The organism is Streptomyces griseiscabiei, assembly GCF_020010925.1.
GTDB lineage: Bacteria > Actinomycetota > Actinomycetes > Streptomycetales > Streptomycetaceae > Streptomyces > Streptomyces griseiscabiei.
On sequence record NZ_JAGJBZ010000002.1, the window covers coordinates 1,177,271 to 1,193,148 of the forward strand.

Below are 15,878 nucleotides of genomic sequence, written 5' to 3' on the forward strand. Positions count from 1 at the left end.
TTCGAGTGATTCAAAGAGCGGATCACGGCTCGCGGCTAGGATCACCTAGTGCTCCTGGTGGAACCCCGGATGCGAGAGAAGGTTTCCACCAGCAGTACATTGGTGTGCGACACGAGCGAGGCGGGGTGGCAGATGATGAACGGGTCAAATGGGTCGGATATGGCCTATCTTGACTACAATGCCACTGCCCCGATCCGGCCTGAGGCTCTTGCGGCCGTCCTTGAGGCCATGCAGTCGGTTGGCAACGCGTCGAGCCTGCACCAACCGGGGCGGGAGGCGGCCCACCGGGTCGACGGTGCCCGTCGGCAGCTAGCCGATCTCATTGGCTGCTCGCCCGGCGAGATCATCTTCACATCAGGGGCGACCGAGGCGAACAATCTGGCCCTCCGTGCCGCGTTCGCCGCCGGAAATCCCTTGGTTACCAGTCCTGTTGAGCATCCGGCTGTCCTGGAGACGGCCCGCGCGGTCACCGTCGAGAGCCCCGGGGATCTTGTGCTGCTGCCGGTCGGCAGCGGCGGCCTGGTGGATCTCGGCGCGCTGGATCAGGTCTTTGCATCACGCCGTGGGGGTGTGGTCTCCCTGATGGTGGCGAACAATGAGACCGGGGTTCTCACCGATCTCCGCTTCGCGGCCAAGGCGGCCCGGGAGGCCGGCGCTCTCGTCCACACGGACGCCACGCAGATCATCGGCCGCCTCCCCGTGGACGTTGCTGAACTCGACGTCGATCTCCTGTCGTTGTCGGCCCACAAGTTCGGCGGGCCGCAGGGAGTCGGCGCCCTGTATGTGCGGCGTGGATCTCGGCTCCCGCACCGGCCGCTTCTTGTGGGTGGCGGGCAGGAGCGGGGCTGGCGCGCGGGCACGCTGAACGTGGCGGGGATCATCGGCATGGGGGCGGCGGCCGACGCCGCGCGCCGCAATCTCGGCGAGGAGGCCGAGCGGATTGCGGGCCTGCGTGACCGCCTTGAAAACCTCGTGACCGCGGCCCTGCCCGACTGCCGTATCAATGGCCGGCGCGATCAACGCCTGCCGGGCGTGACGAGCATCACCTTCCCTGGTGTGCTTGCGGACGCGGTCCTGGCGGCTATGCCCGACGTCGCTGCCTCGGAGGGCAGCGCGTGCGCGTCCGGTGCTCCCACGCCGAGCCATGTGCTCCTGGCGATGGGGCTGTCCCGGGCGGACGCCGACAGCACGATCCGCTTCTCGCTGGGCTACGCCACCACGAATGCCGAGATCGAGCACGCCGCCCACGCCGTCAATCGCGCCGTGACGCAGGTTCGTGCCGCGCTGGCCGCAGCCGATGGTCCTCGCTGACCGTTATCCCGTTCACCACCTCGTGAGAGCAATCGCATTGGACACAGAAAGGTCCCGAATGTCAGACAGCCGGCTTGGGGAAGCCGCCCATTTTGCCTTCGCGCGACACGAGACGTTCGCGCCCCGCTTCGGCTGGCTGCACAAGGCGTACACGCAGGTCAAACGTGATCAGGGTGCGTTCCTCGCGGACGATGCGCCGGTGTTGTTCGGCGTGGGCAAGAACATGGTCAACGCGATGCGCTACTGGTCGCGTGCGTTCAAGCTGACCCGCGAGCACTCGCCCGCGCAGCGCACGCAGGCCAAGTTCTCCTATCCCACCTGGGAGGCCCGCTGGCTTCTCGACGAGGACGGTGCGGACCCGTATCTGGAGGAGAACGGCAGCCTGTGGCTGCTGCACTGGTGGCTGGTCTCTTCCCGTCCCGGGGCCAAGAGCCACGCGCCGGCCTGGTACACGGCCTTCCATCTGGCTCCGTTCTCCCGCTTCACGACTGCGGAGATGACGCAGGTGGTCACCCGGCACGTGAACTTCTCCTACAACCGGAGCCCGGAAGAAGCGTCGATCGTCCGTGACGTCGACTGCCTCACCAAGATGTACGCGCGCAGCTCCCCGGAGAAGGCCGGTTCGCCGGGCAGCTACGAGGACTTGCTCGCCTGCCCCTTCCGCGATCTTGACCTGCTCACCTTTGTCGGGACGCGCGGCAAGCCCGAGTGGCAGTTCACCAGCGGGCACCGGACCTCCCTGCCCGCCCGGGTCCTGGCCTACGCCTGCCTCGACTACGCCGCCAAGTTCTCCCGCCAGGCCAACTCGATCTCCGTGGCCCGTCTCGCCAACGAGCCGGGTTCCCCGGGGCGCGCCTTCCGCGTCCGGGAGAACGAGATCGTCAGTGCGCTGCAGAAGATCGCTGCCGATCACCCGAAGCTCGACCTGACCGAGGCCGTGGGACAGCGCAGCCTCGCCTTCACGGCCGACCCCTTCGAACTGGCCTGGGAAGTCCTCGACGAGCAGTACGACTTCGTCACCCGCCGCCCCGGCTTCCCCACCCGCGACGAGTGGGCCGCCACGTTCCCCAATCTCGCCAAGGCCGAGCAGAAGGAACTCACCACGAAGGCCGCGGACACTTCCGATTCCACCGAGACGCTCTTTGACGAGGAGAACGCCGCGTGACTACCGCAACCCCCACGCGGACCCCGAGCAGCACGTCGAGCGCCGCCCCGCAGTTCCCGGCCGGCATCGAACTCGTCGGCTCCCAGATGCGCTCCACCAACCTTGAGCGCGACGTCGAGGACGCCCTGCACGACCCCTACGTCGGCGCCCGGGCCGTCGACGTCCTGGAACGCATCGCGAGCGCGCTGGCCGACCAACGCCGCACCCGGGCCTGGTCGTTCACCGGCCCCTATGGCTCCGGCAAATCCACCCTGTCCAACATCATCGACGCTCTGCTGGGACGGGACACCGAGCGGCGCAGCGAGGCCGAGCGGATCCTCGGAGAGGCCAGTCCCGCCCTCGCTCACCGCCTTGCCGCAGCACGCGACGCCATCGCCTCCGAGGGATTCCTTGGCGGCGTGGCCACCGCGCGCCGGGAATCCGTCGTCGCCACGCTCTCCCGAGCCCTGCACACCGCGGCGGCACGCCGCTGGGGCAAGCGCGTCCCGAAGGCCATCGCCTCCGCTCTGGAGGCGTGCGCCGATCCGGAGCGCGCCGGGGCCAAGGAGATTCTCGGCGCCGTCACGGCACTGACCGCAGGCGGTCAGCCTCTGCTCCTCGTGATCGACGAATTCGGCAAGACGCTGGAACACCTCGCCGGCCACAACGAGTTCGCCGACGCCCAGCACGACCTGTTCCTGCTGCAGGAACTTGCCGAGAAGGCGGCCGGCCCCAGCGGACTGCCCGTCTACCTGATGACCCTGCAGCACCTGTCGTTCATGGACTACGCCTCACGGTCCAGCGAACTCAAGACCCGCGAGTGGGCCAAGATCCAAGGGCGCTTCGAAGACATCACCTTCGTCCCCCACCACGGCGACTCCCTGCACCTGCTGCGCCGCCGCCTCGACCGCTCGGCCGTCACCACCGCGGGACAGGCCCTGATCACCGCACACGCCGAGACGTCCGCGGACATCTGGACGCGGCACGGTCTCGGCGTCCTGGCCGAACTCGGCCCCGACCACTTCGCGGACCTCTACCCGCTGCACCCGATCACGGCCCTCGCCGCGCCGATTCTCGCCGCTCAGATCGGCCAGCACGACCGCAGCCTGTCTGGCTTCCTCAACAGTGGAGAGCCCGACACCGTCCGTCACTCGCTGTCCCTGCACAGCAGCCACAAGGCCGAGCACGCCAGCACGGTGCGGCTGCCGCAGCTGTGGGACTACTTCCTCAACTCCGGGCGCACCACTCTGCTCGCCTCCGCCAACGCGAGCCGGTGGATCGAGGTCGACTCGCGTATCCGGGACGCCAACGGACTCCCGGAAGCCGACCAGGACGTACTGAAGGCCATCGGTGTCCTCAATCTGATCGACTCCGACGGGGCCCTCAGTGCCACCGCGCCGATGATCCACTTCGCGCTTCACGACCCCACCGCCGTCGCCGACGCCGGCGTCTTCACCGCGCTTAAGGAGCGGCTCGCCGACCTCGTCCGGCGAGGCTTCGTCGTGTATCGCGAGTTCAGCGGAGAATACCGGGTCTGGCAGGGCACCGACGTCGACATCGACGGACGGCTCAAGGACATCATCAGCCACCTGAACGACGCGGCGGTCATCGACCGGCTCGGCAGCCTCGTCCCGCAAGCATTCGTGGCCAGCCGGCACAGTCAGGTCACCGGCATGATGCGCGTGTTCTACACCGCGGTCAGCGGTCCCGAGACCGAGACCGTCACCGCCCCGGACGAACTGAGGGAGCCCGCCGACGGCCTGGTCGTCTTCCACCTCGGCACCGAAACCGACCGGCCCGACGTCCACTCTCCCCTGCCGGTACTCGTTGGCACCACTCCCGACCCGGACATGGTGCTGACCAGGGCTACCTACCTCGTCGCCCTGAAGGAACTCAGCGACCAGCAGGACATCGACCACGTCGCCCGCCGCGAAGTCATGGAGCGGTTCGTGCAGGCAGAGGCCGAGCTGCTGGAACGCCTGCAGGACGCCTTCTACCCGCCGTCCTCCGATGCCTCCTGGAGCCTGTGGCACAACGGGATCGCCCCCGGCGAAGAACCCGCAGCCTCCGCCCTCACCGCCCGCAGCCTGAGCGGCCTGGTCAGCCTCGCCTGCGAATCGGTGTACCCCAACACCCCGCACATCCGCAACGAGATGCTCGGCCGCCACGTCCTGACCAGCCAGGCCGCCCAGGCCCGCGGCATCCTGCTGACGGCCATGCTTGCCGCCTCGGGTGAGGAGAACCTCGGCCTGATCGGGTACAGAGCCGAACGGGCCATCTACAGCGGTGTCCTGGCCTACCTCGGCCTGCACCGTCAGAACGGCGTGGCCCAGGCCGAGAGCCAGCAAGAAAGCCTGCTCCCGTACGGCTTCTCCCCGCCCGGCGAGGGCCACGAGCACGCCCAGCCCGCCTGGAACGCTCTCAACGAGGTCCTGACCGGCGCCACCGACCGGGTCAGCATGGAAGACGTTGTCCGTATCCTGATGAGCCCGCCGTACGGGCTCAAGGCTGGCGTGGTCCCAGTCTTCCTGCTCCCGGCCTTGGTCATCCGCCGCCACGACATCGCCCTGTTCGAGGAAGGCACTTACCTCCCCCGCCTGACGATCGACGCGGTCGAGCGCCTCGTCAAGGGCCCCGCGCGTTTCGAGGTGAAGTACACGCCAGCCGGAGACGGCCAGCGCGGCAACGTCATCAAGAAACTGATGGTCTCGCTCGGCGTGGAGGCGCCGCGGTCCAAGGCCCTGCGCAACCCCGACCTCCTCGCCGTGGCCAGCGCCCTCATCACACGCGTGGCCGACCTGCATAAATACGCCCGCGCCACCAGGAACATCTCCGCGGACGCGAGCACCGTGCGCACGACGATCATCCGGGCATCGGACCCCGACGACCTGATCTTCCACGCGCTGCCGAAGGCCCTCGGCCTGCCCGAGATCCCCGCCCGCGCCCGCGTCAACGCGGAAGCGGCGAACACCTACGTCGAGCGCCTCACCGCAGCAGCCGACGAACTCGTCGCCATCGACGGCCAGTTGCGCACCGAGGTCGTGCACGTCCTCGCACAGGAATTCCGTCTGCCGGCCGAACTGCCGCAGCTGCGCGCACAACTCGCTGCCCGTCTGCGAGGCTTCGCCGGCGCGGTGCTCACCCCGGAACTGCGGGGCTTCGTGGACTTCGTCCTCAGCGACAGCCTTGAGGACGAGGACTGGCTTGAGCCCATCGTCGTACGCCTGACCAACTCAGCCCTCGGCGACTGGGACGACCACGAAGCCAAGGTATTCCCGCAGAAGGCCCGGTCGATGGCTGCGGCCCTCGACCGAGTCGGGCACCTGCACCACGCCGGAAACGAGGCCGGGGGCCGGGAAGAGAAACTCGACGCGCAGTTGTTGACCTTGACGGACAGCGCCGGTGTGGAGCAGCGCACCCTGATCTACGTACCGGAACAGGCCCGCACCGAGGCCAACAGCCTCGCTGTCGACGTCCTGAAGCAGGCCGAAAAGGCTCTCGGACCGGACGGAGCGCGGATCCTGCTTGCGGCCCTCGCTCAGCGCGTAACCGATGCCGCGACAGCGGCGAGTGAAAGGAAGGCACAGGGATGACCGACGAAGCCGACACCCAGAAGGTCCGGCACGTTCTCGGTATCTCCGGCGGCAAAGACTCCTCAGCGCTCGCCGTCTACATGCGCAACCGGGTCCCCGAGATGGAGTACTTCTTCTGCGACACGGGCGCCGAACTGCCCGAAACCTACGAGTACTTGAACCGGCTTGAGGCCGCCCTCGGCAAGTCCATCGTGCGGCTGAACGCCGACCGTGACTTCGACCACTGGATGGAGGTCTACCAGGGCACCCTGCCCAGCCCTCAGATGCGCTGGTGCACCAAGAACCTCAAGATCAAGCCGCTGGAAGACTGGGTCGGCGACGACAAGGTCATCTCCTACGTCGCCATCCGGGCCGACGAGAACCGAATCGGCTACGTCAGCACCAAGCCGAACATCGATGCCGTCTTCCCGTTCCGCGAGGAAGGCATCGACAAGGAAGGTGTCATGCGCATCCTCGACGAGGCAGGCATCGGTCTGCCCGGCTACTACGAGTGGCGCACACGCTCCGGCTGCTACTTCTGCTTCTTCCAGCGCAAGCACGAGTGGGTCGGCCTCAAGGAGCGCCACCCCGACCTGTACGACAAGGCCGTGGAGTACGAGGACAAGGTCCGCTTCCGGCACACCGCCATGAAGGGCCGCAACTACACGTGGTCTCAGGGCGAGTCGTTGCCGGAGCTGATAGAGCGCAAGGACGAGATCGAGGCCAAGCACGAGGCGGCTCTTGAGCGAGCGGCCAAGCGCATCAAGCCCAACCGCCCCTTGCTCGAGGTCCTTTCTGACGCGCTCGACTCAGACGACGACGAGGCCGGCTGCTCCGTCTGCCACCTCTGACGCGCACCACACACAGCGGCCCCAGCATCTCGAGCTGGGGCCGCTGTTGCATTCCCGACTTCTAATCAAGTTTGTCCCGCTTGAGGTTGTGACCTAGCGCATCCTCTGTCCCCGGCCTCGTGATGGAACGCCGCGCACCCGCCCACGACAAGTCGAGATTCCCCGTGATGGAGTGACGCAACGTCACATGTGGGGCATGATGGGCGCGTGCCCGCTCCTGCTACCTCTGACGACCACTCATATGCCACCATGAGGGACGACTCACCCACGGGCGCGGATCGGCAACGGAGGGAAATCGGGGAATGGAAACTCGCGAGATTTTTGACGCGGAACCGTGTGAGTTTTTCAGTTCCTCAGTGAGCCCAGTCAGGGGCTCTATATTCCTCCGTGATAGTGCGCGTACACCTGAAAGTTGCCCGAGATCAGGTGGCTTCTCGGCGGTGTCGCGCACGGCCTTGAACGGCTTGCCGAGTTTGATTACTCGATCTGTTTCCTCGGTGCTGTAATCATGCTTTGCGACATCAACTACATTACCGTTGAGCCGAAATGCAGGTCGCAGGTCCCGTCCAAGGTGATTCCGCATCTGATCTGACCGAACCTGCTGGACGAAAAAGGGACTACGCATGCCTACGCAGGCCAAGGAAATATTCGAGGCGCAGAGTAAGAGTGTCCGCGAGTTGCTGTCTGACAATGGTCTGGGCCTCTACCTGCCGCCTTATCAGCGTCCGTACGGCTGGGGCAAAGACAAGGTCGAGAAATTGCTCGACGACACGCTGCATGGTCTCAAGAATCTAGGCAAGGCGCCGGACAGTTTCACCTTCTTGGGGACCGTCATCACCATCCATGACGTCAACCACGTCACGGTGAAGCCAATCGTCAAGTCCGAGGTCCCGTCCAAGGTCCTTACTGTGATCGATGGTCAGCAGCGTTTGTCGAGCCTTCTTATCCTGCTGGTCGGCCTGCACAACCTCATTCGTCAGCGGGCATGGAAGGTCTTCAAGGGCAAGACGCCGGATCCGGCCGACAGTGCTCGGACTCACCTCTACTCGGAAACGAGTGACATCCTGCAGATGCTTGCGGCGGCGTTCTATGAGCGAAAGAACTTCGGAAGTACGCCGATCTACCCGCGCCTCATTCGAGCCTTCGTGGATCAGTGGGCCAGGGACGAGAAGCTCAAGCAGTATGAGTCGCCGATCGCCAACCTTATTTACACGTACTCTTTGCTAGTCGATAGTGAGCCGGCAGAGTCTAAGCCGACGGACTTCAGGCCGACGGCGCGACAGAACGCGGGTGAAGGAGAAGGCGACCTCATCAAGAGGTTCAACGAGATCCGTACGGGGTTGACCAAGCTGTCGCAGCGAAAGTCCATCGAGGAGCTGGAGGATCTGCCGCCGCTAGCCACCCTTGCCACCAACATCGAGTTCCAGCGTGCGCTCTTCAACCACGAACTCGACCCCGAGCTCTGCGCTTGGCTGGGGGAGTTGGAAGACGAGCCCGAGGCTGAGCTGATGCGACTCGTCATGTTTGCTGCCTATGGCTTGAACCGCATCGCTCTGACGGTCGTGCAAGGCAAGGACGAGGACTACGCCTTCACGATCTTCGAGTCGTTGAATACCACGGGCGAGCCTTTGACCGCCTTCGAGACCTTCCTCCCTCGGGTGGTGATGGCAGAGAAGATTCAGGACTACCAGGACTCGGACGCGCACGCGTACATGAAGGCGGTTCAGGGATACCTGGACCGTTTCGACGTCGGAGACAAGCTTCAGAACGCAACTCGAGACCTGCTGGTCACTTTCGCGTTGACAGAGACTGGGGAGAAGCTCTCCAAGCGCCTCCCGGATCAGCGGGTCTACATGCGCGATACCTTTGAGCGCCACAAGGACTCGGCCGATGATCGAAGCGCGTACTTGCGCCATCTAAGCGACACGGCGGCCTTTGTCGGGAATGCCTGGGGGCCCGCGGCCAACGCTCCTCGCACGCTAGCTGGGCTAGAAGCCACTGCCATGACGGACACTGTGAAATTGTGTCTGGCCTTCCTCAATTCACTCAATCACACCATTGCCATCGCGCCGCTCGTGCGCTTCTACTCTGAAGCTGTCCACGCGGACGAAGGGGAAGCGAGGACCGAGCGCATCGCCGAGTTCGAGAAGGCGATCAAGGCAATCACTGCCTTCACGGTCTTCTGGCGAGCAACCCGCCGCGGCACGGGCAACATCGACAGCCAGTACCGGGCGGTCATGGCCGGGGACTCACTCACGGGCATTGGACCCCTAGCCCGGCAGTGGGCAGAGCCCGATGCTACGAAGCCCGATCCGATCGTCGACGCTGAGGCGTTGAAGAAGGAACTCGCGGAGCGTTTGTTGCACCCTAAGCTCGGCGGTGTCCAAAACTTGGCGTCGTTCCTGGCATCTGCTTCCGCGCTGCCGCTCTACAAAATTAGCCGCCCCCTGACGCGTTTCCTGCTTCTGGCTGCATATCACGACACAACTGAAGATCTGGAGAATCCGGGACTGATTATCCAAGGCAAGGCGGGGGTCGCCTCCTGCTTCACCGCAGACGGTTGGGCGGACGAGCCGCACTTCACGATCGAACACATCGCACCACAGCAGGCCACGAGTGGGTGGGATGAGGAGTTCTACAGCGAGAAGGAGACCGTCCACAAGCTGGGCAATCTGGTCCTGGCGCCAGGCGCTGCCAACGCGTCCCTCAGCTCGCGGCCTTGGAACGAGAAGAAGGTCTTGTATGCGGCACTCGGTGCCCCGACGGCCGACGACGGGAAGTCGATCCTCGACAGTTCTGGCTTGAATTTCGCGCAGGCGACTGAAGATCTAGCGGCCATGTCGCGCTACCTCCCGCACCTGCGGGCACTGGGGCAGCGTGAGGACAAGTGGGATCCGACGTTCATGGATCAGCGTGCTGACGTCCTCCTGCGTCTGGCCTACACGCGACTCAAAGGCTGGCTCGGCCTGGAGTTGTCTGAGGCTAGTGGTGATCCGGTGGTCAAGGTCGAGGATGTGGAGATCGAGAACGACGAGCTCGACGAGAGTGAGGATGCCGGAGGAGCGGTTGGAACGGCGTAGCTCCACAGGCCAGTTGGGCGTCGGAGTTCCCCAACAACGAAACGCAATACCAGCTTTGTGCCGATGGGTTCGGGCACCGCAGAGGCGAGGCCATGGACTGTCAGGGTGGTCAGCGATGCCGGTCACGTCGGCGAGACGGTGCGGATCGAGGAGGGCCTGCTCGACGTAGCTGGCCGCAGCCGCGCGAAGTTACGCCACCGAGCTGAAGCTCTCCCTGGCGCTCGCCGACTACGCTCGCGGCAGCCGCGTCCACGTCGTCACCACCACCCGGCCCATGGCAGAGCTCGGACTGGCCGGCAGCGAACCGTAAGTGATCTTCCGGCCCTGTCGGCCTTGGCTAGGGCCGGAACGCGGCGATCGCCGCCCGTACGTCTACCGCGTGTTCCCACTCCGTGTCGTACTCGCCCGAGGGCAGATGGCGGGTGCGTACAAGGGTGTCAGCCGCTTCGGCGACCGCGTCAGGCAGCGCGTAGATGCGGCGGAGCGGGGTGATGGGGCCGCGGGGAGGATCCGCTGGCATGGTCCGAGGAAGGCATAGGCCCAGCCGGAGTCCTCCTTCCAGGTGAGGCGGATGCCTGCGGGGCGCACGGTACGGCTGATGTCCCAGCCGAGGACGAGGTACATCGTCTCGCCGTGTTCGCGGCCCGTGCGCTCGACACGGACGGCCCCCGGCGGGATGCCGCGCTCGGTGAGGGCCTGGTCTACGGCGCGGGCGTAGGGCCAGTGCGGCAGCAGCTCGTACGGCAGGAGTCCGGGCGGGTGGAGCGGCATGTCCCTCGCCTCCCGGCGAGTCGGGGGCCGGTTCAGGAGGCGGGGCGCAGGCGGGTGGCGGCCGGGCCGATGGCGTCGGCGCCGAACTTGGCGCGGATGCGGTCGCTGACGGCCTCGGCGGTCAGGCGGGCCTCGCGTTCCCGGTCGAGGCTGATCTGCAGCGTGACCTGCCCGGCGTCGGCCAGGTCCTGGCCGGTGAGGGTGAGGCCGGTCAGGCGCCCGCGCTGGAGACCCGCGGCGTCCATCATCCGGTAGGCGAGGGTTCTGAGGTCCTCGTCGTGCCCGGAGGGCTCCGGGAGTCGGCGGGTGGTCTCCCACGTGCCGCCGCCGGCGAACCGGAGCGTCAGATGCAGGGCGCGGGCGGCCTGGTCGCGGTGGCGCAGGAGCTGCCCGAGCTGGACCACCAGGCCGAGCAGGGCGGCGCGGACTTCGGCTCCGTCCAGTGTGTGCCGGGGGAAGGCGCAGCGGACCGCGGCGGAGGCTGGCAGGGAGCGCGGGGTGACGGGGCGGGGGTCGATGCCGCGGGCCCGGTCGGCGGCGAGCCGCCCGGCGCGACCGCCCAGGAGTCGCTGGACGGTGGCGGTCGGCACCGCGGCCAGCAGGCCCACGCGGTCGATGCCGTACGCGCGCAGTACCTCCGCCTGCCGGGGGCCGATCCCGTGGAGGGTCTCGACCGGCAGCGGCCCCAGCCAGCCGGCGACCTCCGCGGGCTCGACAACAAGGACGCCGCCGGGGGCCGGGACCTGCGCGGACGCGGTGGCCGCGATGCTGACACTCGGGCCGATGCCCACGCGGACGTCGACACCGAGCCGGGAGATCGTACGGACCCGCAGGACCTCCCCCAGACGTCGGGAGTGAACGCCGTGGTAGCGCAAGGCCCCCTTCAGCTCCACGAGAGCGGCCGACGGAGGGAGCGCCTGGACGATCGGGGACAGCTCGGCCAGCTGCTCCAGAACCTGCCGGTAGACGTCTTCCCGCACCCTGTCCGGGCAGCGCACATGCATCACCGTCGACACTTCACGCACCCTTTCACCCGCGGTCACGAGACCCACCTCCTCCTCATCCATGATATCGAACTAGAATTCGAAGTGTGAGGGTTCAAGCCCTGCGACGAGGAACCTAGGACCGACCGTGCTCGATGACCTGCCTCCCGACCTGGCCCGGCTGCATACGCTGAGGGTCTGGCATCTGATGTGGGTATCGCGCATCGAAACCAAGATCGCCGCTCTGGAAGAGCGGGAAGCCGAGGTCGCACGCGGCAGGCAGAGAAAGCCGGCGGAGCCGGACTGGCTCGTCGAGCTGGGCATCGGGGTCGGCCGCCCGGCCGTCGAGCTGCACGTCGGCGGCTGCTACGCCGCCGGAAAGCGACGCCGCCCCGTCGGCCGCGACGAAGCGCGACGACTCCTCGCATCGGGCCTGCGCGCCTGCACACACTGCCGGCCCGACCAGCACCTCGGCATCCTGGAGTAAGTCCCAGAGAGGGAGACGCACCTTCGCGAGCCGTATGCTGCCTCGCGGGCCGAGCGCGCCCATCACCCGGAACAGGACACCGCCGATGACCACCATCACCGTGTCTCCGATCACCGAACCCGACCCGTCCGCGCTGGTCTGCCCCGGCGACCGGGTCGGTCTGTGCTCCGGCTGCCAACGCAAGACGCACAAGTACGGCGCTGGCGGGGCGCCCTTGTGTCAGTGGTGCCTCTCCCCTGTGCAGGACACATGGGGCGCGGCCGTGCGCTACGTCAACACCCGCCCGTAGCCCCCGGCACGTCCCAGAGCGTCGGCACTTCAGGCACTCCGCCTCGGCTTCCGGGTGGCCGCCCTTGCCGCGGTCCTCTTGGCCTGCGTCGCCTTCTTGGCCGTGGCGTTCTGGGAGCGCCACCATCGCCTGCCATCAGGAATCCGCACCACCTCAACATGCCCGCTTGCGGGGGCATGACCCAGATATGCCAGGAACCCCGTCACGGGGTGACCTTGCCAGTGAGGGCGGTGACGCGACTGACGGCGCCGCCGGGTTACCCCTGCCTCTTGATCCCGATCGCCGGGTTCAGGTCGTCCAGCTTGACCTTCAGGCCGGCCGGGGCATGCAGGAGCGCCGCCGCGATGAACGCCCCGTTCGAGACGTAAGTGCCGGTCGTGGTCTCCATTGCATGCTTGTGGGTGTACGAGGAGATCTCCCCTGGCGCATTGAGCCATGGCTGCTCAGCGATCCAGGCGTGGGCGGCCTGAACCTCGTCGAGCGTGACAGGCGTCGGGGCGAAGGCGCTGGGGCCGTAGCCGTTCCCGCTCAGCTGCGGGTGGGAGGCGGTGAGGGTGTCGATATCGGCCTGTGTCACGGTCATATCGGCTCTCCTTGTGGTTAGTCGGGCTGGGGCCATTGTGTCCCCATCTGCGGGGTGACGTTTGCTGGGATTGGGTTGCTGGCCTCTGCGTCCTCGCGATCGTCCGCGACTGCGGGGCGGCATCTGGAACCGAAGTGCCCCTGGCGACCACACACGGTGACGCCCCTATCGCCCGTCATAAGGAATACGCGGCACCTCAACATGCGCACCTACCGGGCTCCTCCTCCCGGACACGCTTCTACGAGTGGCTGGCGTCAGACGGGTCGTCGGGGGCGAGGTCGGGGCGGAGCCGGTGCCAGGAGGGGTGGCGCAGGTATCCGGCTCGGGTGCGGGTGGTGTAGGTGATCTCGGCGACGAGGCGGGGCAGGACCCAGCGGGCTCCAAGCACTTTGGGGGCGGGGGCGAAGGGGCAGGTGGTCCAGGCGGCCACCGCGAGCAGGTCGGCGAGTCGGCGGCGTTCGTCGTCGCTCCAGCCGGTGCCGACCGATCCGATGTAGCGCAGCGGGCCGTCGCGGAGTTCGCCGAGGAGGACGGCGCCGGGCAGTCCGGCCAGTCGGCCGGTGCCGGGCACCCAGCCGCCGATGACGGCATCGGCGGTCTGTACATTTTTGATCTTGAGCCAGTCGCTGGAACGTACGCCCGGCCGGTAGGGCGAGGTGAGCCGTTTCGCGATCACGCCCTCCAGCCCGGCTTCCCGGGTCGCCCGAAGTGCGCTTGCGGCGTGGTCGACGACAGCCGCGGGCACCGACCAGGCCGGACCGTGCAGGCCGAGGCCGGTCAGGGTCTGGCGGCGTTCGGTCCAGGGCAGGCTGGTGAGATCCCGACCGTCGAGGTAGAGCACGTCGAACACCACCAGGAGCACGGGTACCCGCAGTGCCAGGCGGGCGGCGCGGTCGGGGCTGTGCGCCAGGCCCATGCGGGACTGGAGGAGTTCGAAGTCGGGGCGGCCGTCCGTGTCCGTGGCGATGATCTCCCCGTCCAGCACCGCCGACCGGCCGCCGAGCGCGGCGGGCAGGCCGTGCAGCTCGGGGTAGGCGGCGGTGACCGCGTGTCCGCCCCGGGAGCGGATCGAGACCGTGCCGTCGCCGGGCAGGAAGGCCAGGGCGCGCTGGCCGTCCTGCTTGGTCTCCACCGCCCACCGTTCGTCGCCGCCGGGCAGCGGCAGACTCCCGGCGGAGGCGAGCATGGGTGCGAGGGCGGGAAGCGGGTCCATGGGCCAGGTGTGGCCGCAGGCGGGTGCATCGTCACCTGAGCGGCCCGACATTACCCCGGACAGCCCCGCCGTCAGCGCTGCGGATCACCTTCGCCCGCGGCCCCCACGTAAGGGCTGAGGCGGGCGTCCGCGCGCCCGCTGGGAGTCGCATAGGCCGCGTTCCGAGGCTGATTCGGCGGGTCCCAGTCGGCGGACCGCTGGGGCGGCTCAGGCGCGGGTTCGTCGCGTGCCTCGTGCGGGAGGAGGGGGTGCGACCTGTGGGGTCGGGGAGGCGTGCGCGGGGCGTGCGGGGTGGGTGTGTCGTGTGCCGGTTGCGTGGGCGAGGGTCTCGGCGAGGCCGGCCAGCATTGCGCTGGGGGTGGAGGGGGAGGCGGTGATGGTCCAGGTGGGGTGGTCGATGCTGGGGCCGGCCCAGATGGTCCAGGTGGCGAGGGTGCTGTTGGGCTGCTGCGCGGCGAAGGCGTCGAACTGGACGCCCGCGTCTGCGTCGGGGGACGTCCAGCGGATCCATCGGCCACTGACGGTGTGCTTCCATCCGGCGTCGGAGAGCGGCTGGGTGGCTGCCGTGACCGTCCACTCGTCCACCGGGGTGCCGATGACCGTGTCCCAGCCACTCCCGTCGGCGAGGTGGATGAGCAGATCCTGCAGCACGGGGGCGGGGGTGGTGCCGGTCGCGGTGAGGTGCCACATGCGGTCGGAGACGGGGGTCTCGTAGACGGCGACGGTCCAGGCGGTGTCACGGGGGTGGGTTTCGTGGACTCGCTCGATGCGCAAGGTCTGTGACTCGTGGATGGCGTGGGTCGTCTCGTCCGACCAGGTCCGCCACTTCTGGAACGTGCTGTGCGTGTCGAGGAAGGTGTCGAGGAGTGCGTCGTGGTCGCCGGTATCGGCCAGGTAGGCGGGGACGGTCTCCCGCGCTGTGCGGGATGGTTCGGGCTTGGCGGTGGTGACGTCGAAGACGGAGCGCGCTGCGATGGCGGCGCGTTCGGTATCCGTCAGGGGTGCCGGGCCGGGGCGCATCGAGGCTGCGTGGACCTTTTCGAAGGCTGCCAGCGCCTGGGCGGGTGAGTCGAAGGTGTCCGCGACCTGGCGCAGGTGGTCCTCGCCGTGGAGGTACACGGACGTGCCGCCCTGGTGGAGGTAAGTGCCGACCGCGACGGTGGTGTGGCCGTCGTGGGCGTGGGCGTGGATGAGGAGATGGCCGTGGCGGATGTCGTCGTGGATCTTCTGCGCCTGCTGGGACACCTCGCGGATCTCGCTGCGAGTGCACCAGGACATCGGGTAGTTCGGCCAGGTCCATTCCTCGTCGATGGCTTCCTGGAGCCGCGCGGTGATCTCGACGGTGATGCCTTCGGCCCTCAGGTGTTTGGCCGCGTCGCCTGCCCAGTGGGGTTCTTCGTGATCGATGCGGGCCAGGACCAGCACGTTGGTGGCGGCGACGTGCCAGTCGGCGGCCTCCAGAGCGGTGAGGGCGATGTGGGCCTGTGTGCCGTTCAGGACGGCCTGCACGGCGCTGGGGTGGGTGGGGTGGGTGTCGAGGCGGACGTGGGCGTCGATGGCGGGAGTCACGGTGGGGTCTCGTCTGTTCTGCCGG

General features: G+C 67.5%; 13 protein-coding genes. 8 read left to right on the top strand and 5 right to left on the bottom strand.

The window, feature by feature from the left end; translation table 11 throughout:
* The first annotated feature begins 48 nt into the window (after positions 1-48).
* The 6 genes from J8M51_RS22565 to J8M51_RS22590 all read left to right on the top strand — a co-directional run bounded on the left by J8M51_RS22565 (position 49) and on the right by J8M51_RS22590 (position 9,958).
* Complete coding sequence (locus J8M51_RS22565; protein WP_256965327.1) at positions 49-1,311, top strand: cysteine desulfurase family protein; 1,263 nt, start codon at positions 49-51, stop codon at positions 1,309-1,311.
* Positions 1,312-1,369: 58 nt separating this feature from the next.
* Positions 1,370-2,476, top strand: a complete 1,107-nt coding sequence (locus J8M51_RS22570) for a DUF4007 family protein (protein ID WP_086758023.1) — start codon at positions 1,370-1,372, stop codon at positions 2,474-2,476.
* A complete protein-coding gene (locus J8M51_RS22575) occupies positions 2,473-6,048 on the top strand; it encodes a hypothetical protein (RefSeq protein WP_086758025.1) in 3,576 nt (1,191 codons plus the stop codon). Before J8M51_RS22570 ends, J8M51_RS22575 begins: the two co-directional genes overlap by 4 nt.
* Complete coding sequence (locus J8M51_RS22580; protein ID WP_086758027.1) at positions 6,045-6,878, top strand: phosphoadenosine phosphosulfate reductase family protein; 834 nt, start codon at positions 6,045-6,047, stop codon at positions 6,876-6,878. Before J8M51_RS22575 ends, J8M51_RS22580 begins: the two co-directional genes overlap by 4 nt.
* Before the next feature lie 412 nt (positions 6,879-7,290).
* On the top strand, positions 7,291-7,470 hold the full coding sequence (locus J8M51_RS22585; RefSeq protein ID WP_143673262.1) for a hypothetical protein: 180 nt from the start codon (positions 7,291-7,293) through the stop codon (positions 7,468-7,470).
* A gap of 31 nt (positions 7,471-7,501) precedes the next feature.
* Positions 7,502-9,958, top strand: coding sequence for a DUF262 domain-containing protein (locus J8M51_RS22590; RefSeq protein ID WP_086758029.1), 2,457 nt, complete (start codon positions 7,502-7,504; stop codon positions 9,956-9,958).
* 372 nt (positions 9,959-10,330) lie between these two features.
* Here J8M51_RS22590 and J8M51_RS22595 read toward each other — a convergent pair whose 3' ends face one another.
* Together J8M51_RS22595 and J8M51_RS22600 are read right to left on the bottom strand one after the other, a co-directional pair.
* Positions 10,331-10,729, bottom strand: a complete 399-nt coding sequence (locus tag J8M51_RS22595) for a DUF6292 family protein (RefSeq protein WP_267299418.1) — start codon at positions 10,727-10,729, stop codon at positions 10,331-10,333.
* A 32-nt stretch (positions 10,730-10,761) separates the two neighbouring features.
* Positions 10,762-11,796: a DNA polymerase Y family protein gene (locus J8M51_RS22600; protein ID WP_086758033.1), complete on the bottom strand. Its 1,035-nt coding sequence runs from the start codon at positions 11,794-11,796 to the stop codon at positions 10,762-10,764.
* Between the two features lie 64 nt (positions 11,797-11,860).
* On the opposite strand from J8M51_RS22600, the gene J8M51_RS22605 reads away from it, so the two are divergent.
* Positions 11,861-12,199, top strand: a complete 339-nt coding sequence (locus J8M51_RS22605) for a DUF6233 domain-containing protein (RefSeq protein WP_256965330.1) — start codon at positions 11,861-11,863, stop codon at positions 12,197-12,199.
* Between the two features lie 85 nt (positions 12,200-12,284).
* Positions 12,285-12,488 carry a hypothetical protein gene (locus J8M51_RS22610; RefSeq protein WP_086758034.1) on the top strand — a complete coding sequence of 68 codons (204 nt, stop codon included), beginning with the start codon at positions 12,285-12,287 and terminating at the stop codon, positions 12,486-12,488.
* A gap of 256 nt (positions 12,489-12,744) precedes the next feature.
* Here the strand turns inward: J8M51_RS22610 and J8M51_RS22615 are convergent, their stop codons facing one another.
* The 3 genes from J8M51_RS22615 to J8M51_RS22625 form a co-directional block, all read right to left on the bottom strand.
* The gene (locus J8M51_RS22615; protein ID WP_086758036.1) at positions 12,745-13,071 is read right to left on the bottom strand and encodes a hypothetical protein; all 327 of its coding nucleotides are present in this window, start codon (positions 13,069-13,071) and stop codon (positions 12,745-12,747) included.
* A 238-nt stretch (positions 13,072-13,309) separates the two neighbouring features.
* The gene (ligD, locus tag J8M51_RS22620; RefSeq protein WP_086758038.1) at positions 13,310-14,284 is read right to left on the bottom strand and encodes a non-homologous end-joining DNA ligase; all 975 of its coding nucleotides are present in this window, start codon (positions 14,282-14,284) and stop codon (positions 13,310-13,312) included.
* A 207-nt stretch (positions 14,285-14,491) separates the two neighbouring features.
* On the bottom strand, positions 14,492-15,853 hold the full coding sequence (locus J8M51_RS22625; protein ID WP_267299419.1) for a DUF317 domain-containing protein: 1,362 nt from the start codon (positions 15,851-15,853) through the stop codon (positions 14,492-14,494).
* Positions 15,854-15,878: the final 25 nt, after the last annotated feature.

Coding starts and splice junctions, on each gene's coding strand:
- J8M51_RS22570 (WP_086758023.1), top strand. CDS start 1,370: ATGTCAGACAGCCGGCTTGGGGAAGCCGCCCATTTTGCCTTCGCGCGA.
- J8M51_RS22580 (WP_086758027.1), top strand. CDS start 6,045: ATGACCGACGAAGCCGACACCCAGAAGGTCCGGCACGTTCTCGGTATC.
- J8M51_RS22590 (WP_086758029.1), top strand. CDS start 7,502: ATGCCTACGCAGGCCAAGGAAATATTCGAGGCGCAGAGTAAGAGTGTC.
- J8M51_RS22595 (WP_267299418.1), bottom strand. CDS start 10,729: ATGCCGCTCCACCCGCCCGGACTCCTGCCGTACGAGCTGCTGCCGCAC.
- J8M51_RS22600 (WP_086758033.1), bottom strand. CDS start 11,796: ATGGATGAGGAGGAGGTGGGTCTCGTGACCGCGGGTGAAAGGGTGCGT.
- J8M51_RS22610 (WP_086758034.1), top strand. CDS start 12,285: ATGACCACCATCACCGTGTCTCCGATCACCGAACCCGACCCGTCCGCG.
- J8M51_RS22615 (WP_086758036.1), bottom strand. CDS start 13,071: ATGACCGTGACACAGGCCGATATCGACACCCTCACCGCCTCCCACCCG.
- ligD (WP_086758038.1), bottom strand. CDS start 14,284: ATGGACCCGCTTCCCGCCCTCGCACCCATGCTCGCCTCCGCCGGGAGT.